This window comes from Phenylobacterium sp., assembly GCF_046291545.1.
In the GTDB taxonomy this organism is placed as follows: Bacteria; Pseudomonadota; Alphaproteobacteria; order Caulobacterales; family Caulobacteraceae; genus Phenylobacterium.
The window spans coordinates 972,744-994,911 of record NZ_JBKBSM010000001.1 but is presented as its reverse complement, the minus strand read 5'-3'; the positions used below and the strand labels follow the sequence as shown (position 1 = coordinate 994,911).

The 22,168-nt window shown below is 69.0% G+C and carries 19 protein-coding genes and 1 pseudogene; 11 read left to right on the top strand and 9 right to left on the bottom strand.

Going from position 1 to position 22,168, the window contains the following annotated elements; all coding sequences use genetic code 11:
• Positions 1-9: 9 nt before the first annotated feature.
• Both ACK4YQ_RS04945 and ACK4YQ_RS04940 read left to right on the top strand, forming a co-directional pair.
• Entirely contained in the window at positions 10-1,593 is a 1,584-nt protein-coding gene (locus ACK4YQ_RS04945) for a sensor histidine kinase (protein ID WP_409608865.1), read from the top strand.
• 214 nt (positions 1,594-1,807) lie between these two features.
• Positions 1,808-3,568, top strand: a complete 1,761-nt coding sequence (locus ACK4YQ_RS04940) for an ATP-binding protein (protein ID WP_409608863.1) — start codon at positions 1,808-1,810, stop codon at positions 3,566-3,568.
• Positions 3,569-3,651: 83 nt separating this feature from the next.
• Here the strand turns inward: ACK4YQ_RS04940 and ACK4YQ_RS04935 are convergent, their stop codons facing one another.
• Together ACK4YQ_RS04935 and ACK4YQ_RS04930 are read right to left on the bottom strand one after the other, a co-directional pair.
• The gene (locus ACK4YQ_RS04935) at positions 3,652-4,713 is read right to left on the bottom strand and encodes a 1,9-bis(guanidino)-5-aza-nonane synthase (RefSeq protein WP_409608861.1); all 1,062 of its coding nucleotides are present in this window, start codon (positions 4,711-4,713) and stop codon (positions 3,652-3,654) included.
• 95 nt (positions 4,714-4,808) lie between these two features.
• The gene (locus ACK4YQ_RS04930) at positions 4,809-6,062 is read right to left on the bottom strand and encodes a type III PLP-dependent enzyme (protein ID WP_409608859.1); all 1,254 of its coding nucleotides are present in this window, start codon (positions 6,060-6,062) and stop codon (positions 4,809-4,811) included.
• A gap of 250 nt (positions 6,063-6,312) precedes the next feature.
• On the opposite strand from ACK4YQ_RS04930, the gene phnC reads away from it, so the two are divergent.
• From phnC to ACK4YQ_RS04910, 4 genes are all read left to right on the top strand, one after another.
• A complete protein-coding gene (gene phnC / locus ACK4YQ_RS04925; protein WP_409608857.1) occupies positions 6,313-7,107 on the top strand; it encodes a phosphonate ABC transporter ATP-binding protein in 795 nt (264 codons plus the stop codon).
• Positions 7,104-8,123 (top strand): phosphate/phosphite/phosphonate ABC transporter substrate-binding protein, encoded by a 1,020-nt coding sequence (phnD, locus tag ACK4YQ_RS04920; protein WP_409608855.1) that lies wholly within the window; start codon positions 7,104-7,106, stop codon positions 8,121-8,123. Before phnC ends, phnD (ACK4YQ_RS04920) begins: the two co-directional genes overlap by 4 nt.
• 29 nt (positions 8,124-8,152) lie before the next feature.
• Positions 8,153-8,956: a phosphonate ABC transporter, permease protein PhnE gene (gene phnE / locus ACK4YQ_RS04915; protein WP_409608853.1), complete on the top strand. Its 804-nt coding sequence runs from the start codon at positions 8,153-8,155 to the stop codon at positions 8,954-8,956.
• Between the two features lie 94 nt (positions 8,957-9,050).
• On the top strand, positions 9,051-9,455 hold the full coding sequence (locus tag ACK4YQ_RS04910) for a DUF1801 domain-containing protein (RefSeq protein ID WP_409608852.1): 405 nt from the start codon (positions 9,051-9,053) through the stop codon (positions 9,453-9,455).
• A gap of 12 nt (positions 9,456-9,467) precedes the next feature.
• Here ACK4YQ_RS04910 and ACK4YQ_RS04905 read toward each other — a convergent pair whose 3' ends face one another.
• The 3 genes and pseudogenes from ACK4YQ_RS04905 to ACK4YQ_RS04895 form a co-directional block, all read right to left on the bottom strand.
• Positions 9,468-10,565 (bottom strand): glycosyltransferase family 4 protein, encoded by a 1,098-nt coding sequence (locus tag ACK4YQ_RS04905; protein ID WP_409609528.1) that lies wholly within the window; start codon positions 10,563-10,565, stop codon positions 9,468-9,470.
• Between the two features lie 108 nt (positions 10,566-10,673).
• A pseudogene (locus tag ACK4YQ_RS04900) lies at positions 10,674-10,868 on the bottom strand (TetR/AcrR family transcriptional regulator); the annotation flags it as partial.
• Between the two features lie 51 nt (positions 10,869-10,919).
• Complete coding sequence (locus ACK4YQ_RS04895) at positions 10,920-11,732, bottom strand: UDP-2,3-diacylglucosamine diphosphatase (protein WP_409608850.1); 813 nt, start codon at positions 11,730-11,732, stop codon at positions 10,920-10,922.
• 157 nt (positions 11,733-11,889) lie between these two features.
• On the opposite strand from ACK4YQ_RS04895, the gene ACK4YQ_RS04890 reads away from it, so the two are divergent.
• Positions 11,890-12,528 carry a TetR/AcrR family transcriptional regulator gene (locus ACK4YQ_RS04890; protein ID WP_409608848.1) on the top strand — a complete coding sequence of 213 codons (639 nt, stop codon included), beginning with the start codon at positions 11,890-11,892 and terminating at the stop codon, positions 12,526-12,528.
• Positions 12,529-12,535: 7 nt separating this feature from the next.
• Here the strand turns inward: ACK4YQ_RS04890 and ACK4YQ_RS04885 are convergent, their stop codons facing one another.
• The 3 genes from ACK4YQ_RS04885 to ACK4YQ_RS04875 form a co-directional block, all read right to left on the bottom strand.
• Positions 12,536-12,997: an OsmC family protein gene (locus tag ACK4YQ_RS04885; protein ID WP_409608846.1), complete on the bottom strand. Its 462-nt coding sequence runs from the start codon at positions 12,995-12,997 to the stop codon at positions 12,536-12,538.
• Positions 12,997-14,784 carry an acyl-CoA dehydrogenase C-terminal domain-containing protein gene (locus tag ACK4YQ_RS04880; RefSeq protein ID WP_409608844.1) on the bottom strand — a complete coding sequence of 596 codons (1,788 nt, stop codon included), beginning with the start codon at positions 14,782-14,784 and terminating at the stop codon, positions 12,997-12,999. Before ACK4YQ_RS04880 ends, ACK4YQ_RS04885 begins: the two co-directional genes overlap by 1 nt.
• Positions 14,785-14,871: 87 nt before the next feature.
• The gene (locus tag ACK4YQ_RS04875) at positions 14,872-15,351 is read right to left on the bottom strand and encodes a MerR family transcriptional regulator (protein ID WP_409608842.1); all 480 of its coding nucleotides are present in this window, start codon (positions 15,349-15,351) and stop codon (positions 14,872-14,874) included.
• Positions 15,352-15,558: 207 nt separating this feature from the next.
• Here ACK4YQ_RS04875 and ACK4YQ_RS04870 point away from each other — a divergent pair, with 207 nt between their 5' ends.
• Both ACK4YQ_RS04870 and ACK4YQ_RS04865 read left to right on the top strand, forming a co-directional pair.
• On the top strand, positions 15,559-18,033 hold the full coding sequence (locus ACK4YQ_RS04870) for a zinc-dependent metalloprotease (RefSeq protein WP_409608840.1): 2,475 nt from the start codon (positions 15,559-15,561) through the stop codon (positions 18,031-18,033).
• Between the two features lie 35 nt (positions 18,034-18,068).
• Positions 18,069-18,488, top strand: coding sequence for a GNAT family N-acetyltransferase (locus ACK4YQ_RS04865; protein WP_409608838.1), 420 nt, complete (start codon positions 18,069-18,071; stop codon positions 18,486-18,488).
• A gap of 9 nt (positions 18,489-18,497) precedes the next feature.
• On the opposite strand, the gene ACK4YQ_RS04860 is transcribed toward ACK4YQ_RS04865, so the two are convergent.
• A complete protein-coding gene (locus ACK4YQ_RS04860) occupies positions 18,498-20,177 on the bottom strand; it encodes a lysine--tRNA ligase (protein ID WP_409609526.1) in 1,680 nt (559 codons plus the stop codon).
• A gap of 153 nt (positions 20,178-20,330) precedes the next feature.
• Between ACK4YQ_RS04860 and ACK4YQ_RS04855 the strand changes: the two genes are divergently transcribed.
• Both ACK4YQ_RS04855 and phnD (ACK4YQ_RS04850) read left to right on the top strand, forming a co-directional pair.
• Positions 20,331-21,137, top strand: a complete 807-nt coding sequence (locus tag ACK4YQ_RS04855; RefSeq protein ID WP_409608836.1) for a hypothetical protein — start codon at positions 20,331-20,333, stop codon at positions 21,135-21,137.
• Entirely contained in the window at positions 21,134-22,153 is a 1,020-nt protein-coding gene (gene phnD, locus ACK4YQ_RS04850) for a phosphate/phosphite/phosphonate ABC transporter substrate-binding protein (protein ID WP_409608834.1), read from the top strand. The genes ACK4YQ_RS04855 and phnD (ACK4YQ_RS04850) overlap by 4 nt, the downstream gene beginning before the upstream one ends.
• Positions 22,154-22,168 lie beyond the last annotated feature (15 nt).

Genomic DNA, 22,168 nt, shown 5'->3' with positions numbered 1-22,168 from the left:
GCTTGCGCGATGTGCGCCACGCTGGACGTCTCAGGCGCACCCGTTGGACATGATGTCCCCGCGCCCTCCTTCGAGGGACTGCCCATCCTGATCACCGAACTATCCGCCGCCCGGACGATGGAGGAGGTGATGGCGGTGGTGACGCGCGCCGTGCGCACCCTGCTGCGCGCCGATGGCGCGACCTTCGTTCTGCGCGACGGGGACCGCTGCTACTACGCAGAAGAGGACGCGATCTCGCCGCTTTGGAAAGGTCAGCGCTTTCCGATGCGCGCCTGCATTTCCGGCTGGTGCATGATGCACGCCCAGCCCGCGGCCATTCCGGACATCCTTCTGGATCCGAGGATCCCAATCGACGCCTATCGGCCGACCTTCGTGCGCAGTCTGGCCATGGTTCCGGTGCGGCGGGACGCGCCCATCGCCGCCCTGGGCGCCTACTGGTCCAGCGTCCGCCAGATCCAGCCGCGCGAGGTTCAGCTGCTTCAGGCGATCGCCGATTCGGCGACCCTCTCGGCGGCCTATCTGGAGCTGAAGCAGGCTCGCCCTGCGCCCGGCCCGCGCCGCGGCGAGGTCTCCCGTCCGCCGCTTGCGCGGCCTGCCCGCGGCGAGTTCCGGACCAACCCCGGGGCCGCGCGCCTGTCCATGCGTTTCCGGCGACTGATGCGCCTGGGCCTGAAGGCGAACTCCCCCCAGGCCTACGCAGCGGCCGTCGCCCTGGCCGCCGCCGCGGTGGCCGTCGATGTGGGCCTGGAACGCTTCGCCGGCGTGCGTTTGACCCCGCTGGCGGTGTTCTATCCGGCCGTCGTGCTCGCCGCCGCCCTGGGGGGCGCCCGCGCGGGACTGATTGCGGCGGGGCTGGGCGGCCTGTTGGCGGTTGCGGCGCCGGACGGCGGATTCGCCGCCCTCCTCGCCGACGGGACCCGGCGGGTCGATCTTGGCGTCTACGTCGTCGCCGCCGGCCTGACGGTCGCGGTCCTGCAACGTCATCGCGACGTGATCGCCCGTTTCATGCGCGAAGACACACGGCGCATATCGCTGACGCGCGAAGCGCAGCACCGCGCCCGCAACCTCATCTCCATGGCCCAGGCGATCGTGCGCCAGAGCCTGCGCGCCGATCCGGAGATGGCCCGCGCGATCAATGAACGCATCATCGCCAGCCAATCGCACGTCAGCTTCGACGGCGAGGAAGGCCGCGGCCCAGCCGACATGCGGGGCGTGCTCGCCGCCGCATTGGCGTCATTCGACCTCGCGCGGTTCAGCCTGACCGGCGAGGAAGAGGCGCCGCTGCCTGCGGAACTGCGCACCATCCTCACCCTGACGGCCCACGAGTTGGCGACCAACGCCACAAAGTACGGCGCGCTTTCGGGGCCGCAGGGACGGGTGACGATCAGCTGGCGGATCGAGGGCCGAAGGCGGATCATCCGCTGGACCGAGAGCGGCGGCCCGCCCGTGGAGCCGCCGATCAAGCGCGGCTACGGCTCGGTGTTCCTGCAACGGCTGCTGGAAGGCGTCGACGGCGCGGTCACGACCACCTATGCGGCCTCCGGCGTCGTGGTGGAGATCAACCTGCCCTTGACGGCGCGCCGCGGCGACTGAGACGGCCTTCTCGTTTGCGTGGCGGCGCCGCGACGAGACAAGCACAGGTCGCGGGAACTCCGCTGGCGGCTGCTCAAGCCCCTGAAAATCTGCGACTTCTTCTACCAGATCTGGGGAACTGGGCCGCAATATTCACAAGTGATCAACACCGAGAACCCAAGCTTGGCTCCATCCCGACCTGCCCCGACGGCGGGGCGCCCGAGCGGATCGAAGCATGAGCGGACGTCCTTCCCCTTCCGAGACGAACCTGTCGGCCCTCGCCGGGACCGCTTACACACCTGTCGTACGGGGCTTCGCCGCGGCCACGGCCGGCTACTACGCCATCATCGCCCTGTCCCACCCGTTCTTCGAAACCGGCCTGGCGCTGGCGGTTCTTGCCCCCCTGGCCTCAGCCTCGGCGGTGTTCGCGGCGTGCGTGTGGGCCTGGCTGCGGCGCAGATCGCCGCCCGGAGCCGCGCTCGAGATCGCGACGGCAGGCCTCTTCCTGTGCATCTTCGCCAACATCGCCGCCTCCCTGAGGCTGAGTTTCGACCCGGATGAGCTCATCTATTTCGTGCTGCTGGCCCTGGTGTCCGCGAACACGGCCCCCACCCAGCGCACGGCCTACCTCTTCGTGGCCGCCTGCGCCGGCGGACTGGTGTGGTTCGGTCGAGCCACCGGCGCAGAGCTGATCGACAAGCATGTCTTCATCGGGCTGGCCGGGGCCTTCGCGGCCCTGGGCATGGCCACCCTGATGCGCGGGGCGGTCCTGCGCGAGCTGCGGGCGCGGCTGGCGGCCGAGGCGCTGACCATCAAGGCCGAGGCGGCGAACCGGGCGAAGGCCGCGTTCCTGGCGACGATCAGCCACGAGGTGCGCACGCCGCTGAACGGGGTTATCGGACTGGCGCAGGCGATGGATCGCTCGCCGCTGGTTCCCGCGCAGCGGGAGCGCCTGCACCTGATGCGCCGGTCGGCCGAGTCGCTCCTGCACATTCTCAACGACGTGCTCGACCTGTCGAAGATCGAGGCCGGCGAGCTGGCCATCCGCAATGCGAATTTCAGGCTGGATGACGTGGCCGACACTCTGCGCCGTCTCTATGCGCCGCTGGCCCGGGAGAAGGGCCTGCGATTCCTGGTGCTGACCGAGTTCGAGATCGGCGAGAAGCGCTTCGGCGACGAGGAGCGCCTGCTGCAGGTGCTGTCCAACCTGGTGTCCAACGCCCTGAAGTTCACACCTGCCGGCGAGGTGGTGGTGGAGATCTCGGCGAACCCGAGCGAGGTCGTCTGTCAGGTGCGGGACACCGGCATCGGCATAGCCGCCGCCGACCAGGAGCATGTCTTCTCAAGGTTCGTGCAGGTGGACGCCTCGGCCACCCGCCGCAACGGCGGCACGGGTCTCGGTCTGGCGATCTGCCGCGAGCTCACCCGGATGATGGGCGGTCGCATCAGCCTGTCCTCCAGCCCCGGCGCCGGCTCGTGCTTCACCTTCTGCGCGCCGATGCCCCCGGCCCGCGACGCGCCCGAGAGCCCCGCCCCCGCCCCGGCGATCGAGGAGGAGCTGGACGGCCTGCGCATCCTGCTGGCCGACGACAACTACACCAATCTCGCCGCCCTCCGGCTGCTCCTGGAATCCTTCGGCGCCCAGGTGGGCGTCGCCGAGGACGGCCGTCAGGCCCTCGAGGCCTGGCAGGCGGAGGGTTGGGACGTGGTGCTGATGGACATCCACATGCCGGGCATGGACGGCGTGCAGGCGACCCGCGCAATCCGCGAGGCGGAACTCGCGTCGGGGCGGCCCCGCACTCCGGTCCTGGCGGTGACCGCCAGCGCCATGCCCGACGAGGTGACCCGCTACCTGCGCGAAGGCCTCGACGGCGCGGTGCCCAAGCCCGTCAGCATGCACCAGCTCGTGGACGCCATACATCAGGTGAGGCGGCGGGGCGCCGACGCGGGCCCGGCCGCAGGACTGATGAGCGCGCGTGCCGCCTACGTCCCCTGAAGCACAAAAGGCGGCCGGCGCCTCAGGCGCCGGCCGCACAGACACTATGATCCCTCCTGGAGGGAAGCGGGACTTCGATCGGCTCAGGCCGCCTTGTCGAACAGCTTGGCCCAGCGGCGCTTCTCGCGGCTGCGCCAGCCGCCCCGGTGCCAGGCGTCCGACGCGATCAGCGGGACCACGGTGGTGGCCTCGGCGAACACCATCTGCTCCCACGTGACGTCGACCTTGCCCCAGGAGCAGGCCTCCTTGAGGGTTGAGGAGGAGCAGGCGCCGTCCCGCACGTCCGCCACCGTGATCTGGACGGCGTATTTGTGCATGTCGACCTCCTGACCGAGGATCTCGGCGCAGACCACCGTGTCCTGGGCGAAGTTCTTGGGAACGCCGCCGCCGACCATGAACAGGCCCGTAGTGCCGGCCGCGACCTTGATGTCGGTCAGCTCACGGAAGTCGGCGATCGCATCGATGGTCAGGTAGGGCTTGCCCGCCTTCATCCGCTCGACCTGGTGCTTGACGAGACCAAAGCCCGCGGAGGAGTCCACGAAGGCCGGGCAGAAGATCGGCACGCCCTCGCGATAGGCGGTCTCGATCAGGCTGTCGGGCTTCTTGGCGTTGCCCGCCGCCAGCCACTTGCCCATCTCCCAGATGAACTCACGGCTGGAATAGGAGCGCGGCTCGAGGCTGTTGGCGATTTCGTAGATGGTCGCGTCGCAAGCCTGAAGCTCTTCCTCGTCGATGTAGGTGTCGTAGATCCGGTCGATGTAGAGATCGCGCAAATCGCGGTCGTCGACGTTGGCCTGGGCCTGGTAGTGCTTGAAGCCGAGCGCCTCGAAGAAGTCCATGTCGACGATCGAGGCGCCGGTGGAGACGACCACGTCGATCATCCCGTACTTCAGCATGTCGCGGTAGATGTGCATGCAGCCGCCGGCGCTGGTCGAGCCCGCCAGGGTCAGCCAGGTGGAGCAGCCGTTATCCTCGATGGCCATGGACAGGATGTCCGCCGCCCGCGCGGTGTCGCGGCTGGTGAAGCTCATGTTGCGCATGGCGTCGATCACCGGACGGGCGTCGTACTGGTCGATCGCCACGTGCTCGACGGTCTTGGCCAGGAGCTCGGCCTTCTTGTTGGTCTTCTGAACGTCAGCGTTCATTCTCGGGTTTCCCTTGAGTTTGAGCGCCCGTCCAAAGGAACAGGACGCGGCCGGGACGGAGCGACCGGCCGCGCCAGAAGTGCATCGGCGAATTCCTACCGCTTGCGGCGCTTCTTGCCCCGGGCCCGCGACAGCTTCACGACGTTCTGCGCGTCGGTCCGCGGCGTCTTGATGGACCGCGCGGCCAGGCCGAACATCGAGGCCATCGGCGGATCGGAGACGACGACCGTGTCCGCTTCGCCGAAGCCGTTGAAGCGCGTGTTCATCGCCACGCCGTAGGCGCCCATCATGCCGATCTCGACATAGTCGCCTTCGCGCACGTCCTCGGGCAGCCAGAACGGCCCGGGCATGTGGTCGAGGGAATCGCAGGTGGGGCCATAGAAGCGGAACGGCCGGAGCTGGCCCTCCACCTCATGGGCCTCGCCGCCCTCGGCGCGGATCAGCTTTACGGGGAACGGCCACTTGGTGTGCGCCGCGTCGAACAGGCTGCCGTAGGAGCCGTCGTTCAGATAGAGCGCGTCGCCCTTCTTCAGCTCGACCCGGGTGAGGATCGAGGAGGCCTCGGCCACCAGCGCCCGGCCCGGCTCGCACCACAGCTCGGTCGTCTCGTGGACCATCATCTCGGCGAAGCCGCGATCGATGGAGTCCATGTAGTCGGCCAGCGCCGGCGGGGTCATGCCCGGATAGATCGAGGGGAAGCCGCCGCCCACGTCGACCACGTCGGCGAACACCCCGGCGCGGACCAGGGCGCGGGAGGCCTGCTGCATCGCCGCCTGATAGGCGGTCGGACGCATGCACTGGCTGCCCACGTGGAAGGACACGCCCATCAGTTCCTGGGTCGCGCGGCGCGCGGCCAGCAGCAGGCTGGGCGCCTGGTGGATGTCCACGCCGAACTTGCCCGCCAGCGAATAGGCCGCGCCCTCGGCCTGCACGCCCAGGCGGACGATCAGGTTGAGGTCCTTGGCCCCGCCGGTGGCGTCGACGATCTTGGCCAGCTCCTCATGGGTGTCGAAAGAGAAGGTCCTGACCCCATGGTCGAAGTAGGCGCCCGAGATCGCGCGGCGGCTCTTCACGGGATGCATGAAGGCCATGCGCGCGCCGGGCGCGTGCTGCGAGACAAGCTCGATTTCGGCGATGGAGGCGACGTCGAACGAGTTCACACCCGTCGCCGCGAGGGTTTCGATCACCCACGGCGAAGGGTTCGCCTTCACGGCGTAGAAAACGTCGCCTTTGAAATTGTCCTGGAACCAGCGCGCCGCTACGGCCACCGCATCCGGTCGCGCAAAGGCGACAGGACGTTCGGGCGACCGCTCGCGGACCAGGTCCAGGGGCGTATGGTAGCTATGCACCTCACGCAACCCCCAACGGATTGTTGAACCCAGACCGGCGTTAGCAGCGCTTTTCAGGACATCGGGTCCGCCGGAGCCGAGCGACATAAGAGCCTACGCCCCGAATGTAAAGGGCCTGCCTTCGAAGTCGCAGGATCGCTTCGAGGCTGGACCGTCGCGCCGCCGTCATGTCATGAAACCGTAGCAACGGTCAGCGATCAGAAGGGTTGCGCCCGCTGCGCGCCCGGCCCCGGGGAAGCCTAAGAGTTCAATGAGCGACGCCGCAGTCCTGTCGATCAGGAACGTGTCCAAGACGTTCGGCCAGCGCCGGGCGCTGGACTCCGTGTCGCTGGACGTCTCGCGCGGCGAAATGATCGCGCTCATCGGCCCTTCCGGCTCGGGCAAGTCGACCCTGTTGCGGTCGATTTCCGGGCTGGCGCCGATCGACGCCGACGAAGGACGGATCGAGGCGTTCGGCGGCACGGTCCAGGCCAAGGGCCGGATCAGCGACAAGGTGCGCGAGGCGCGCATCCGCATCGGCTTCATCTTTCAGCAATTCAACCTGGTTGGCCGCCTGTCGCTGTTCACGAACGTCGCCCTGGGCTCGCTGGGGCGCATCGGCTTCTGGCGAGGCCTCGCCGGCCGCTGGCCGGCCGAGACCAAGTCCGCGGCGATGGCGGCCCTTGCCCGGGTGGGCGTGGCCGAATACGCCGCCCAGCGCGCCAACACCCTTTCCGGCGGCCAGCAGCAGCGCGCCGCGATCGCCCGGGCGCTGGTGCAGAAGGCCAAGATCATCCTCGCCGACGAGCCCGTCGCCTCGCTCGACCCGGTCTCCGCCCGCAAGGTCATGGAGGTCTTGAAGGACCTCAACGCCGTCGACGGCCTGACCGTGGTCGTGACCCTGCACCAGGTCGACTACGCCTTGCGATACTGCCGCCGGGTGGTGGCGCTGAAGGCCGGCAAGATCGTCTATGACGGCCCGCCCGAGGGCCTGACCCGTCCACGCCTGATCGACATCTATGGCCCGGAATTCGAGGACGTCTTCTGGGAGGGAGCGCCCAAATGATCGCACGCCGACAACTGCTGGCCAGCGCCGGCGCTTCGCTGATCCTCGCCGCCTGCGAGCAGAAGCCCGCGGTGACGCCCGGCGAGGCGCCCAAGGTGCTGAACTTCTCCATCCTGGCGACGGAGAACGCGACCAGCCTGGAGACCTTCTGGAAGCCGATCCTGGCCGACATGGAAAAGTCGATCGGGATTCCGGTGAAACCGTTCTACGGCTCCAACTACACCGCGCTGATCGAAGCCCTGCGCTTCAAGCAGACCGACGCCGGCTGGTTCTCCAATCTGTCGGGCCTGGAGGCCGTGCGCCGCGCCAACGGCGAGGTCTTCGCACGGACCTTCGACCCGTCCGGGGAGGACGGCTACCGCTCGATCCTGCTCGTGCCCGCCGCCAGCAAGACGACGCTGGAAGACGTGCTGAAGTGCGACAAGTCGCTCACCCTGGGCATGGGGGACGCCAAGTCGACGTCGGGCACCCTGGCGCCCATGACCTATCTGTTCGCCCCCAACAACGTGCGTCCCGAGACCTGCTTCAAGCAGGTTCGCAACGGCAACCACCAGGCCAACCTGTTCGCCGTGGCCAACGGCGTGCTGGACGTGGCGACCAACAACTCCACCGCCCTTCGCCTGCAGCGTGAACGCGGCTCGGAGGTGGTGGACAAGGTGCGGGTGATCTGGGAATCGCCCAAGCTGCCGGAGGACCCGATCATCTGGCGCAAGGATCTCGATCCCGCCGTGAAGGAAAAGCTGCGCCAGTTCTTCCTGACCTATGGCCAGGGCGAGGGCGCAGAGGCCCAGCGCCAGCGCGACCTCCTGTCCAAGCTATCCATCGGCGGCTTCCGTCCCAGCGACGACAACCACCTGCTTCCGGTGCGCGAAATGGAGGCCACCGAAGCCCTGCTCGAGGCCCGCAACGGCGGCGACCAGGACAAGATCGCCGAAGCCGAACGGGCGCTGGCGGCGATCCGCGCCGAACGCGAGGCCCTGGCGGCGAAGGCCGGCCAGCCGGCGCCGGCCCAATAGCGCATCCCGACGAAAGCCCCTCCAGGCCAGTGACACATCCCGCTCCTGACACCCTGAAGCCGCCGGCGCGCAGCGTTGGCGAGATCGCCTTCGACGTGGCGCTGTGGGGCGGCATCGCCGCCCTCCTGATCCTCAGCTTCGGACCGGCTGAGATGCGCAAGCTTCCCCTGCTGTTCGCCAACTCCGAGAACATGCGGCAGTTCGGCTCGGAGTTCCTGCGGCCGGACTTCTCCGACTGGAAGCTCCTGATCAGCCAGATGTGGCTGACCATCCAGATCGCCCTCTGGGGCACCTTCATCGCCGTCCTGCTGGCGATCCCGCTGGGGCTGGCCGGGTCGCGCAACATCTCGCCGCCCTTCATCCGCCAGCCGGTGCGCCGGCTGATGGACCTGCTGCGATCGGTGCCGGACCTGGTCATAGGCACCATCTTCGTGGTGGCCGTGGGCCTCGGCCCCTTCGCCGGCGTGATGGCCCTGGCGCTGAACACCGGCGGGGTGCTGGGCAAGCTCTTCTCAGAGGCCGTGGAAGCCATCGACAAGGGCCCCGTGGAGGGCGTGCGCGCCACGGGCGCGGCGCCGCTGCAGGAGATCGTCTGGGGGGTGATCCCGCAGGTGGCTCCGCTGTGGACCTCCTATGCGCTCTACCGTTTCGAATCGAACAGCCGGGCCGCCACCGTGCTGGGCCTGATCGGCGCCGGCGGCATCGGCCAGATCCTGTTCGACAGCCTCAACAGCTTCGCCTACTCGCGCGTCTCGGCGATCGGCCTCGTCATCGTCGTGGCGGTGACCTGCATCGACCTTCTGAGCCAGACGATCCGTTCGCGCCTGATCTGAGCCTCCCGCGGCGAGGCGCCGGCGCCTTGACCTCGCAGCGCCCTTGGCGAACGCTGGCGGCCCTCGCGCCTGCAACCAGCCGACGGGGATCGCGATGGCGTACCAGCCCAAGACCCGGGCCACCGACGCGGACGTCGACGCCTTCGTCGCCGCCTCGGCCAGGCCAGCCGACGGTGCGGCTCTCTGCGCGCTGATGCGCCGGGTGAGCGGCCTTGAACCGCATATGTGGGGCCCGACGATCGTCGGCTTCGGCCGGCGCGCCTACGCCCTGGCGGGCGGCAGGCAGGGCGAGACGCTGGCCATGGGCTTTGCGCCGCGCAAGAGCGCCCTGGTGCTCTACCTGAGCCACGCGCCGGGCTGGGACGAGCGGCTCGCCCGCCTGGGCAAGCATGCGACCGGCAAGGGCTGCCTCTACATCAACAAGCTCGCCGACATCGACCTGAACGTGCTGGGGGAGCTGGTCGGCGCGGCGTGGGCGGAGGTCCAGGATTCCGCCTGAGACGACGAGGCCTCAGGCCGCGACGGTCGGCCGGCGCCTCACCCGCGCCAGGCGCCGGAGCCGGCGCCAGAAGCGGGTCTTCTCCGGCTCCGGATAGGGCTGGAGGTTGCGCACGAAATCCTCGGCGCAGGCCCGCCAGGAGAAGGTCTCGGCGAAGGCGCGCACGGCCGCCCTGTCAATCTTGAGCGCCTCCAGGCAGGCCTCGCGCAGGCCCTCCGTGGCGCTGGCCGCCAGGGCGCCCGCCCCAGAGTCCGGGATGATGTCGATCGGTCCCGGCGCGGGATAGGCGGCCACGGGCGTGCCGCAGGCCATGGACTCCAGAATCACCAGCCCGAAGGTGTCGGTGAGCGACGGGAAGACGAAGACGTCGGCGCAGGCGAAGTGCGCCGTCAGCTCCGCGCCGAACTTGGCGCCGGTGAAGACGGCGCGGGGATACTTTGCGGCCAGCTCCTCACGCTGGGGACCGTCCCCCACCACGACCTTGGTGCCCGGCAGGTCCAGACCGAGAAACGCCTCGATGTTCTTCTCAACCGCCACCCGGCCCACATAGAGCGAGATCGGCTTGGGCAGGTGGGCGAAGATGTCGTCCTCGTGATCGGCGCGCGGGCGGAACGTGACGGTGTCGACCCCGCGGGTCCAGGGCGAGATGTTGCGGAAGCCGTGCTGGGTCAGCTCGTTGCGCATGGTCGGCGTGGCCACCATCAGCCGCCCCGAAGGCTTGTGGAACCAGCGCATGTAGGCGTAGCCGGCGGCCAGGGGCACGGGCAGGCGGGCGGAGACGTATTCGGGAAAGCGCGTGTGGTAGCTGGTGGTGAAGGGCAGCTTCCATTCCACGCAGATCCGCCGGGCCGCCAGGCCGATGGGACCTTCCGTGGCGATGTGGATGGCCTCGGGCTCGAAGGCCTTGAAGCGCTCCTGCACCGGCTCGTAGACGCCGATGGCGACCTTGATCTCCGGATAGGTCGGCAGCGGGAAGGTCTTGAACTGGTCGGGGCTGACCACCTCGACCGAATGGCCCATCTCGCGCAGCTCGCCGACCACCTTGGTCAGGGTGCGCACCACGCCGTTGACCTGGGGCTCCCAGGCGTCGGTGGCCAGCAGGATCCGCATCGGCCGCTGGGCATCGTCCCGCGGCGCAGGCGCCGGCTCACGCGGACGCGCCGGCGCAGGACGGGTGACCGCCTGGGTCTGCATCCAGGCCCAGAAGGCGCCAAGCAGCGCCTCCTTGGTCGGGAAGTGACGGTAGACCGTGCGCTCGCCGACCCCGGCTTCCTGGGCGATTTCCGCAAAGCCCAGTTCGTCGAGGGGCGTCGTCTCCAGCTTGCGGGCGACGGCGCGGAGAATCTCGTCGCGGGTGGCGGCCTTCTGGCGGTCGCGCAGGCTGGACGAGTAGCCGGAACGGGGCGTGCTCATGACAGTGCGGACTGTCATGACTTCGGCTTTGCTGTCAACCGTCCGTGAGCGTCAGGCCGCCTTGGGAGCGGGAAGGGCCTCGAGGCTGCGAGCCCTCTTGATCGCCGACCAGTGGCGCAGCTTGGCCCACTCCAGGATCTCCAGGCTGCCGTCCATGTGCTCCACCAGGGCCGTGCAGCTCTCCACCCAGTCGCCGTCGTTGACGTAGGTGATCCCGTCGATGTCGCGCATCTCGGCCTTGTGGATGTGGCCGCAGATCACCCCGTCGACGCCACGCCGGCGGGCCTCCTCGGTGACCGCGCCCTCGAAGTTCTCGATGAACTGCAGAGCGTTCTTCACCCGCGTCTTCAGGAAGGCCGAGAGGCTCCAGTAGCCGAAGCCCAGGCGTCGCCGAGCCCGGTTGAACAAGGTGTTGGCGGTGAGCAGCGCCCGGTAGGCGTAGTCGCCCAGCAGGGCCAGCCACTTGGCGTGCTGCACCACGCCGTCGAACTCGTCGCCGTGGGTCACCAGGAAACGGCGGCCGTCGGCCGTCTCGTGGATGGCGTCGCGCGCCACCACCACGCCCCCGAAGTGTACGCCGCAGAACTCGCGCACCCGGTCGTCGTGGTTGCCGGGCACGTAGACCACCTTCACGCCCTTGCGGGCCATGCGCAGGATCTTCTGGACCACGTCGTTGTGCGCCTGGGGCCAGAACCAGCCGGACTTCATCTTCCAGCCGTCGATGATGTCGCCCACCAGGTATAGGGCGTCGCATTCGATGTGGCGGAAGAAGTCGAGAAGAAGTTCGGCCTGGCACCCGCGGGTGCCCAGATGGATATCGGAAATGAATACGGTCCGGTAACGCCGGTCTCCGACTTGGTCCACCAACGCCCCCTGAGGCCATGGGAATTGCCCGCCGATTAGGCTGATTGCATGTCGGTTTAATGAAACGGCGCCTGCGATGCCGCGCCGCAACGAGAACGACTAGGCGCCGCGGCAAAGCCGACCTACTTAAACGCTTGTAAGATCCTCCCCAGGTCTCATGGACGCCAGAACCTATCCCGCCAAAGAGACTCCCAAGTCTCGCCGCACCCGCGCGCGCATCCTGGATGCGGCCATGCGGCTGTTCGCCGAGGTCGGCTACCACGCCGCCACCAACGCCATGATCGCCGATGCGGCGAACCTGACGCGCGGCGCCATGCTCTATCACTTCTCCAGCCGCGAAGAGCTGGTGGAGGCGGCGGTGGCCCACATCGACCTGGAACGGGCCCGCCTGTTCGAGCAGGCGGCGTCACAGCCGCCGGCGCCGGGGGTGGACGCCGCCGAGCACGCCATCGACGCCTACTGGCGCCTGCTGCACGAACTCCCGTTCGTGGCCTTCGCCGAGTTGGAAGCTGCGGCGCGGACCGACAGGATGCTGCGCGAGCGCCTGGCGGCGGCTCAGAGCGCCTTCGACCGCGCCCAGGTGGGCGACCGCTTCCTGGCCCTGGCCCAAGCCGGACTCGACCCCCGCTTTCAGACCAGCCGCGACCTGGGCCGCTTCCTTCTGGAGGGCATGGCCAAGGGGGCGATGACCTACGACGAGGACAAGCGGCGCGAACGGCTGCTGCAGGTCGTCAAGCGCGCGGTGCGGGTGCTCAACCGCAAGGGCGACACCCAGGACCTCTGGTCCGACCTTTAGGGCAGCTTCAGCCGGCGTCTTCGACGCTCACCTCGGTCTTCACCGAATTGGCGATGAAGCACTCCTCGTGCGCCGCATGGTGCAGCGCATCGCGCTGGGCCTGGTCCGGCGCGGCGCCGTCGTACGTCACCTGAGGACGAAGCACGACCTTGGTCACGGCCATGCGGCCCGGCGCGATCTCCTCCATCACCCCATAGGCCTCGTCGCGGTAAGCGGCGACAAGGAAGCCGGCGAGCCGCGCCTTATGCAGGAAGGTGAGCATGTGGCAGTTGGAGAGCGCCGCCACCAGCATCTCCTCCGGGTCCACGGCGGCCTCGACGGCCCACTTGCCGACCACGTGCGGCGAGGCGGAGGCCGGAACCTCCACGCCCCCGTCGAAGCTTAAGGTGTGGCCGCGGCTGTAGCGGCCCTTCAGGAAATCCTCCCCGGGCTTCAGGCTCCAGTCCGTGGTCGCGGTGTAGCGGGCCATCAGAACGCCTCAGCCGGCAGGGCCATCAGGCTTTCGGCGCCGGTCTTCAGCTTGGCCAGGTGGGCGGCCGAGTCGGGCAGGACCCGCTCCAGGAAGTACCGGCCGGTCGCCACCTTGGCGGCGTAGAAGGGGTCGGCGTCGCCTGCGTCGATCTTCGCCTGCGCGGCCTCGACCATCTGGGTCCACATGTAGGCCAGGGCGGTCAAGCCGAAGAGGTGCATGTAGTCGCTGGACGCGGCGCCGGCGTTGTCGGGATTGGCGAGGCCGTTCTGCATCAGCCACATGGTGGCGTCCTGCAGCTCGGCCTTGGCGGCGGCGAGGCCCTGGAGCCACGGCTTCAGTTGCGCATCGCCTTCGCGCGTCTCGATATAGGCGTCGATCTCGGCGAAGAAAGTCATCACCGCGCGGCCGCCAGCGGCCGCAAGCTTACGGCCCACTAGGTCGAGCGCCTGAACCCCGTTCGCGCCCTCGTAGATCATGGTGATGCGGCAATCGCGCACATACTGGCTGGCGGGGAAGTGCTCGGTGAAGCCGGAGCCGCCGTGCACCTGCAGGGCGTCGGAGCACACGCGGAAGCCGCGATCGGTCAGGAAGCCTTTCACCACCGGCGTCATCAGGGCCATGTAGTCGTCGCCCTTCTGGCGCACCGCCTCGTCCGGGCTCGCATGGGCGAGGTCCCCCTGGAGTGCGGTCCAGAACAGGAACGCCCGACCGCCCTCCACGATCGCGCGGCTGTCCATCAGCATTCGCCGCACGTCGGGATGCACGATGATCGGATCCGCCGGGCCGTCCGGGTTCTTCGGGCCGGTCAGGGAGCGGCCCTGGAGCCGCTCTTTGGCGAAGGATGCGGCGGCCTGGTAGGCGGCCTCGGCCTGCGCCACGCCCTGCAGCCCCACGCCGATCCGGGCCTCGTTCATCATCACGAACATCAGGTTGAGGCCGCGGTTCTCCTCGCCGACCAGCCAGCCCAGCGACTCCTCGTGCTGGATCACGCAGGTGGCGTTGCCATGGATGCCCATCTTCTCCTCGAGGCCCGCGCAATAGACGCTGTTGCGCTCGCCCGGCCTTCCGTCGGCATCCGGGATGAACTTGGGCACGATGAACAGGCTGATGCCGCGGGTTCCCGCTGGCGCGCCCTCGATGCGGGCCAGCACCAGGTGGACGATGTTCTCGGCCAGGTCGTGTTCGCCGCCGGAGATCCAGATTTTCTGGCCGCTGATCCGGTAGGTCCCATCCCCCTGCGGAACCGCCTTTGTGCGCAAGAGGCCAAGGTCGGTGCCGCAGTGCGGCTCGGTCAGGTTCATGGTGCCGCACCACTGGCCGGACGCCAGCTTAGGGAGGTAGAGGTCCTTCTGCGCCTGGGAGCCGCCGTTCAGGATCGCCGAATAGGCGCCGTGCGTGAGGCCCGGGTACATCGAGAAGGCCATGTTGGCCGACGAGCTCATCTCGCTGAACGACAGGTTCACCACAGCCGGCAGCCCCTGGCCGCCGTACTGGGTGACCGCCCCCAGCGCCGGCCAGCCGCCCTCGACCAGGGCCTGATAGGCCTCCTTGAAGCCGGATGGCGTGGTCACCGTGTTGTCCGGCTTCCAGACGCAGCCCTCCTTGTCGCCCACGCTGTTGAGCGGGGCCAGCACCTCGGCTGTGAAGCGCCCCGCCTCCTCAAGGATCTGGTGCACGACGTCCATCGGCGCCTCGGCGAAGCCGGGCAGGTCGGCGTAGCGGTCGATCTTGAGCACTTCGCCCAGGAGGAAGGCGTGGTCGCGGACGGGCGGGGTGTAGGTCATGTCGGACTCCGGCCGGCGCACCGGCCATGGCGCTCGCCCGCCGGCCCGGCGGGCGCAGGGATGCGGGACGACGGCGTGGCCGCGTCGTTACTTGGCGTCTGCGTGTTCCAGGTCGCCCAGCCGCTGACCGAGCATCTGGTGGTAGTCCTCCGCCTGGGGCAGGAGATCCGGCCGGGTCTTGGCCAGGTGCTGCTCCAAACGCTCGCAGCCGACCTTCAGTTCGGCGATGGCCTTGTCGATGTCCTCGCGCTGGGCTTCCAGGGCCACGATGCGCTCGCGGAACTTGCCAAGCGACTTCAGGTTCTGGGCCACGCCGTCGTCGTCGGCCTCGTAGAGGTCGAGGATCTCCCCGATCTCGGAAAGAGCCAGGCCGACGCGCTTGCCGCGCAGGATCAGCACCAGGCGGGCGCGGTCCTTGTAGGAATAGACCCGGTTCATCCCGTCGCGGGCAGGGTTCAGGAGGCCCTTGTCCTCATAGAACCGCAGCGCCCGGGGCGTGCATTTGAACTCCTGGCAGAGCTGGCGAATGGTGAATGTGCGGTGCGGCCGGCGCAGATCGGCGGGCATGTCGTCCTCCCTATGGACGGGAGCGAAATCTAGGGTAACTCTTACGTCAACGTCAAGCTCAGCCATGACGTAGGGGCGCCCTGGAGCTTGGCCGGCGGCGCCCGCCCCTTGGGCGTTCCCCTCGAGAAGCGCGGCCAGCACAGCCGCCGGTGGACCACGCCGCCGCCAGGGCCTAACCCTCGCCGGTCCAGTATCGGGGGGTTAGCGATGAACCGCTTTCTGACGTCCTGCGCCCTTGGCGTGCTTCTCACCGCTGGAGCGCTGGCGGCGCCGGCGACGGCGGCCGCGCCCCAGGGCGCCTACGCCCAGCAGATCGCCGGCCTGGAGCGGCGCGAAGGCCTCTTGCCGGTCTACGTCGACAAGGCCAAGGGCCGCGTGCTGCTGGCGCTGCCGCCCCCCGACAAGGACGGGGTGGCCGGACGCTACCTCTATCAGGCAACCCTGCGCACCGGCTTCGGCTCGGCGGCCAGCGGCCTCGACCGCGGCAAGCAGGCGGAGACCCAGGTCCTGGCCTTTCGCCGCATCGGCGGCAAGGTGGTGGCGGAGTTCGAGAACCCCCGCTACCGCGCCACAGGCGGCACGCAGGAGGAGCAGGCCTCCGCCCGAAACAGCTTCGCCACTTCTGTCGTCTGGGCCGCGCCGGTGGCCGCCGAGGCGCCGGACGGCGGCCTGTTGATCGACTTCACCAGCTTCCTGACGCGCGACGCCGTCAACGCGGCCGATAGCCTGAAGCGCGCGGGCGAGCCCGGTTTCAAACAGGTCGCCGACCTGACCCTGGCCGACGTCGAAAAGACCAAGGTGTTCCCCGAGAACATCGAGCTGGACGCGGTCCAGACCTTCGCCTCCGACACCCCCGGGCCCGGGGCGCGGGAGATCGCGCCGGAGGCCAAGGCGGTGACGCTGGCGGTCCACCATTCGCTGGTCAAATTGCCGGAGCCCGGCTTCGAACCGCGCCTCTACGATCCGCGAACCGGCGGCCTGGGCGCCATCGTGATCAACGACTTCGCCGCGCCGCTCGACGGCGAGATCGTCTACCGCTACGCCCGCCGCTTCCGCCTTGAGAAGACCGACCCCTCCGCAGCCGTGTCGCCGGTGAAGAAGCCGATCGTCTTCTATGTGGACAACGGCGCCCCCGAGCCCGTGCGCCAGGCGCTGGTCGACGGCGTCGGCTGGTGGAACCAGGCGTTCGAAGCCGCCGGCTTCAAGGACGCCTTCCGCGCTGAGGTGCTGCCTCCAGGCGCCGATCCGATGGACGTGCGCTACAACATGGTCAACTGGGCCAACCGCGCGACCCGCGGCTGGTCCTACGGCCAGACGGTGGTGGACCCGCGCACCGGCGAGATCGTGAAGGGCGCCGTGGTGCTGGGCGCCCTGCGCGTGCGCCAGGACATCCTGATCTTCGAAGGGCTCGTGGGCGCCGACAAGTCGGGAAGCGGCGGGCCCAATGATCCGGTGCAGGCCGCCCTCGCCCGGATCCGCCAGCTTGGCGCGCACGAGGTGGGCCACTCGCTAGGCTTCACCCACAACTTCGCCGCCTCAACCCAGGAGCGGGCCTCGGTGATGGATTACCCGCCGCCGCGCATCAAGCTGACCGACGGCCGGATTGACCTGTCGGAGGCCTACGCCGTGGGTATCGGCGACTGGGACAAGTTCACGGTCGACTGGCTCTATGGTCCCGTCGCGCCCGGAGCGGCCGGCCAGGCCGAGCTGGACGCCAAGGCCCGCGCCATGGTCGCCTCCGGCCGCCGCTTCGTCGACGACGTGGACGGCCGGCCGCTTGGCGTCGGCCAACCCTGGGCGAGCCTGTGGGACGACGGGGCCGATCCCGCCGCCGAGCTCGACCGCATGATGAAAGTCCGCCGCGTCGCCCTGGACGGCTTTGGCGTATCGGCCCTTCGCCCGGGCGAACCGGTGGCCAACCTCAGGCGCAAGTACGTGCCGATCTACCTCCTGCACCGCTACCAGGTGGAGGCTGCGGCCAAGCTCGTGGGCGGTATAGACTTTCCCTATTCGGTGAAGGGCGACCCTGTGGAAGCCGCCAGGCGTGTGCCGGCGGCCGCCCAGGCGCAGGCGCTGGACGCCTTGCTCGCCGCCCTGGCGCCGGCCGAACTCGACACCCCGCCCGAGCTGGTGACGCTGCTCTCGGCCGGCTTCACCGGCACGCCGGACCCGCAGTTCGACATGGAGATCTTCGACACCATGGGCGGTCCGGCTTTCGACCCGCTGGTCGCCGCCGACGTGGCCGCCGGCCTCGTGTTCGACCAGCTCCTGGCGGGCGACCGGCTGGCGCGGCTGGTCGAGCAGCACCGCGCCGACCCCGGCCTGCCCGGCGCCGAGGAGGTGCTGGGCCGGCTGACCGCCACGGTGTTCCCCGGCAAGCCGGCGGCGGGACGCCTGGCCGAGGTGCAGCGCCGAGCCCAGACCCGGCTGGTGCTCGACCTCGCCGCCGCCAAGGCGGACCCCGCGCTGTCTCCGGCTGCGGCCGCCGCTATCGGCGCCGAACTCGCTCGCCTGGGTCAGGCGCTCAAAGCCAAGGCCGGCGATCCGGCCGAACAGGCGCACCGCCAGCGCCTGGCGGGCCTGATCGCCGATCCGGAGACGCTCGAAAAGCTCGCCCTCGCCAAGGGCCAGAAACCCGAGACCCCGCCCGGCATGCCGATCGGCGACGACGGGATCTGGTGAGCCGCGCCGACCGAGGGTCGTGCTAGTCTGCAGGCATGACGCTTCGCATCGTGCACGCCGTTTCGGGCGACCTCGACTGGCTGCTCGCTCACGACGTCCACGTGAGCGCAGACTGGGTCCGAAGATGCCTCGACCAGCAGGAATACCTGCTCGCCTGGCGCGGGGCCTCGCCGGACGGCTTTCTGCGCTTCAGCCGCTTCTGGGGGCGCGTCCCCTATCTGGAGATGATCCAGGTCGAACCCCGCGCTCGCGGAGCAGGCGTAGGCCGAGCGCTGGTCGCGGCCTGGGAAGCTCAGATGAAGGCGCAGGGCGCCGCCCAGGTCATGACGTCCGCCGTGGCCGACGAGCCCGGCCCCCAGGCCTTCCACCGCGCCAACGGCTACGAGGAAGCCGGAGCGCTTCGCCTCAACGGCGTGCAGGCGACGCCGGAGGTGTTTTTCACCAAGGCTCTCTAGGCGCGCCCCTCAGCCGGCGACCAGCTCGCCGGCCAGGGCCTTTTCGATCAGGGCGATGGTGCGCTCGACGCCGAAGATCGCGACGAAGGAGCCGAAGCGGGGGCCCTGGCTTTGGCCGAGCAGCACCTCGTAGAGGGCCTGGAACCAGGCGCGCAGGGGCTCGAAGCCGGCCGCCTTGCCCACCTCGAACACCTCGTTCTGGATCGTCTCGGCGTCCGCGCCCGCGGGCAGCGCCTTCAGCCGTCCGGCCAGGTCCTGCATCGCAGCCCGCTCCTGGCCGCTGGGCGCGCGGAACCGCTTCGAGGGCTTCACGAAGTCCTCGTAATAGTGGATTGCATAGTCGGCCAGACGGTCGAGCATGGGCTCGGTCTCGGGGCTCGCACCGGGCATGTAGCGCGAGATGAAGCCCCACAGGATGTCCTTGGTGGAGGCGTCGGCCGCGGAAACCAGGTTGAGCAGCAGGGAATAGGAGACCGGAGAACCCTTCTGCGGCGGCTCGCCCCGATGCACATGCCAGGCCGGGTTGTCGATCGCCGGCGCATTGGCTTGGGTCCCGGCGCGATTGAAGGCGTCGAGCTGTTGCAGGTACTCGTCCGTCGCCTTGGGGATCACGTCGAAATAGAGCCGCTTGGCCGACTTCGGCGACTGGTACATGTAGTAGGCGAGGCTCTCGGGCGCGCCGTAGCGCAGCCATTCCTCCATGGTCAGGCCGTTGCCCTTGGACTTGGAGATCTTCTGGTTGTTCTCGTCCATGAAGAGCTCAAAGTGGAAGGCCTCCGGCGGCTCGCCCCCGAGAGCCTTGCACACGCGGTTCGACACGCGGACCGAGTCCACGAGGTCCTTGCCGCTCATCTCGTAGTCGACCTCAAGGGCGGTCCAGCGGGCCGCCCAGTCGGGCCGCCACTGCAGCTTCACGTGGCCGCGGGTGACCGGCACCTCCGTGAGCGTTCCATCCTCGTCGGGGAAGACGATCGTGCCGGCGTCGATCCGGCGCTCCAGGGTCGGGGCCTGCAGCACCCGCCCGGTCTTCGGGCTGATCGGCAGGAACGGCGAGTAGGTGGCGCGGCGTTCTTCGCCGAGGGTCGGGAGCATGATCGCCTGGATGGCGTCGAACCGCTCGAGCACCCTAAGCAGCACCTCGTCGAACCGCCCGGAGGTGTAGCAGGCGGTGGAGGACATGAACTCGTAGTCGAAGCCGAAGCCGTCGAGGAAGGCGCGCAGGCGCGCGTTGTTGTGCGCGCCAAAACTCTCGTGCTCGCCGAAGGGATCGCGCACCTGGGTGACCGGCTTGTCCCGGTCCTCTTCCAGCATCTGCCGGTTGGGCACGTTGTCGGGAATCTTGCGCAGGCCGTCCATGTCGTCGGAGAAGACGATCAGCTTGGAGGGGATGGCGTCCTCCGTCAGGGCGCGGAAGGCGGTGCGCACCATGGTCGGACGCGCCGCCTCGCCGAAGGTGCCCATGTGCGGCAGGCCCGAGGCGCCGAAGCCGCACTGGAAGACCACCGGCTTGCGCAGCGCCTCGAAGGTGGCCACGGCGTCCGCCGCCTTGCCCGCGCCGATCAGCGTGGAGGCCAGGTCGCGCTCGGCGTCGGAAAGGCGCAGGCGCAGCACGCGGTCCAGCAGTATGCGCGCCTGTTCGAAGGGCCAGCTCTTGGCCTCGCGGGCCTGGTGGGAAAGTCCATGCAGCATGGGCGAGGCGGTAGCGCTCAAAGCCGATCGCCTCAAGAGCGCATTTCATCGACCGCCCGGAGCGCTGTCACGGAAGCACAATCGAAATGTCGGCGGTCCGACACGCAAGACGCCTATGCCCGCGCGGTCGTCGCGGCTTAACCGGGGATTGTCATGCTCGCTGCTCTTGCTGGAGCCTTGGTCCTGGCCGCAGCGGCCCGGGCCGAGATGGCCGCCGAGGAAGTGCGTCGCATCCCAGCCCCCGAGGCGACCCAAGGCGTGGCGGCCGACGCGACCCATGTCTACGCCGTCGCCAACTCCACCATCGCCAAGTACGACAAGGCCACTGGCCAGCGCGTGGCGGTCTGGTCGGGCGACCGGGCGACGTTTCCCCATCTCAACTCGTGCTCGGTGATCCTCGCCGAGCTGGTCTGCGCCTCATCGAACTTTCCGCAGATTCCCATGGCCAGCACGGTCGAGGTGTTCGATCCGGCGAAGATGGTCCACCTGCGTTCGATCCCGCTGGGGCGCGGCCACGGTTCGCTGACCTGGGTCGAGCGGCGCAACGGCTTCTGGTGGGCCTGCTTCGCCAACTACGACGGGCGCGGCGGCGAGCCCGGCCGCGATCACCGGTTCACGACGCTGGTGAAGTACGACGACGCCTGGCGCGAAATGGCGTCCTGGCGCTTCCCGGACACCGTCCTGGAACGCTTCGCCCCGACCTCCAGCTCCGGCGGCGCCTTCGGCCCGGACGGGCGGCTGTACGTGAGCGGGCACGATCGACGGGAGGTCTATGTGCTGGAACTGCCGGCCCAAGGCGAGGTGCTCGTCCACCTGGCGACCATAGCGGCGCCCATCCCCGGCCAGGCGATCGCCTGGGATCCGGCCGATCCGCGGCTTCTGTGGGGGATCAATCGCGCGGAGCGCGCCATGGTGGCGGCGCAAGTCCCCGCCCTGCCCGCCGCCGGAGACCGGCCGTGATCCCGCGCCGCGCGCTCGCCGCGCTACTCGCCACCGCGCTGCTCGCCGCGTGCAGCCAGCAGCCGGCGCAAACCCCCGCGCCTGGCGAAGGGCCCGAACCGACCAGCGTGACCTTCTCCATCCTGTCGACCGAGAACGCCCAGACCCAAATGGTCGACTGGGGGCCGTTCCTGAAGGATATGGAGGCGGCGACCGGCTTGAAGGTGAAGCCGTTCTTCGGCTCCAACTACACGGCCATCATCGAGGCGATGCGGTTCAAGCAGACCGACCTCGGCTGGTTCTCCAACAACTCGGGGCTGGAAGCCGTACGCCGCGCGGGGGGCGAAGTGTTCGCCCGTACGGCCGACCCCGACGGAGCCGACGGCTATCAGGCGGTGATCGTCGTGCAGAAGGGCTCGGGCCTCACCCTGGACCGTGTCCTGGCCTGCGATGGGAGCCTGGACTTCGGCATGGGGGACGCCAAGTCGACCTCGGGGACGCTGGCGCCGATCACCTACCTGTTCGCCCCGCGCGGCATCGACCCGGTCCAGTGCTTCAAGACCGTCCGCTCGGCCAACCATGAGGCGAATCTCTTCGCCGTGGGCTCGGGCGTTCTGGATGCGGCCACCAACAACACCCAATCCATCGAGCGGCTGGCCATGCAGGACTCCGCCATGGCCCGGCGCACCCTGGACGCCATCGAAGTCGTCTGGACCTCGCCGACCATCCCCGAGGATCCGATGATCTGGCGCAAGGACCTGGATCCGCGCGTCAAGGCCAAGATCGCCAAGTTCATGTTCGCCTACGGCGTGGGCGAAGGCGCGGAGGCCGAGCGGCAGCGGGCGATCCTGGCGCGCATCCAGACCGCGCCGTTCAAGCCTGCGGATGACACCCACCTGATCCCGGTGCGGGAGATGGAGGCGACCAGCGACCTGATCCAGGCCCGCAACAAGGGTGACGCGGCGGGGGTGACGGCGGCCGAGAAGACCCTGGCCGAACTGAGATCCGAGCGCGCGGCCCTGGCGGGCGCAAACTAGGCGCGCCTCGCTAGA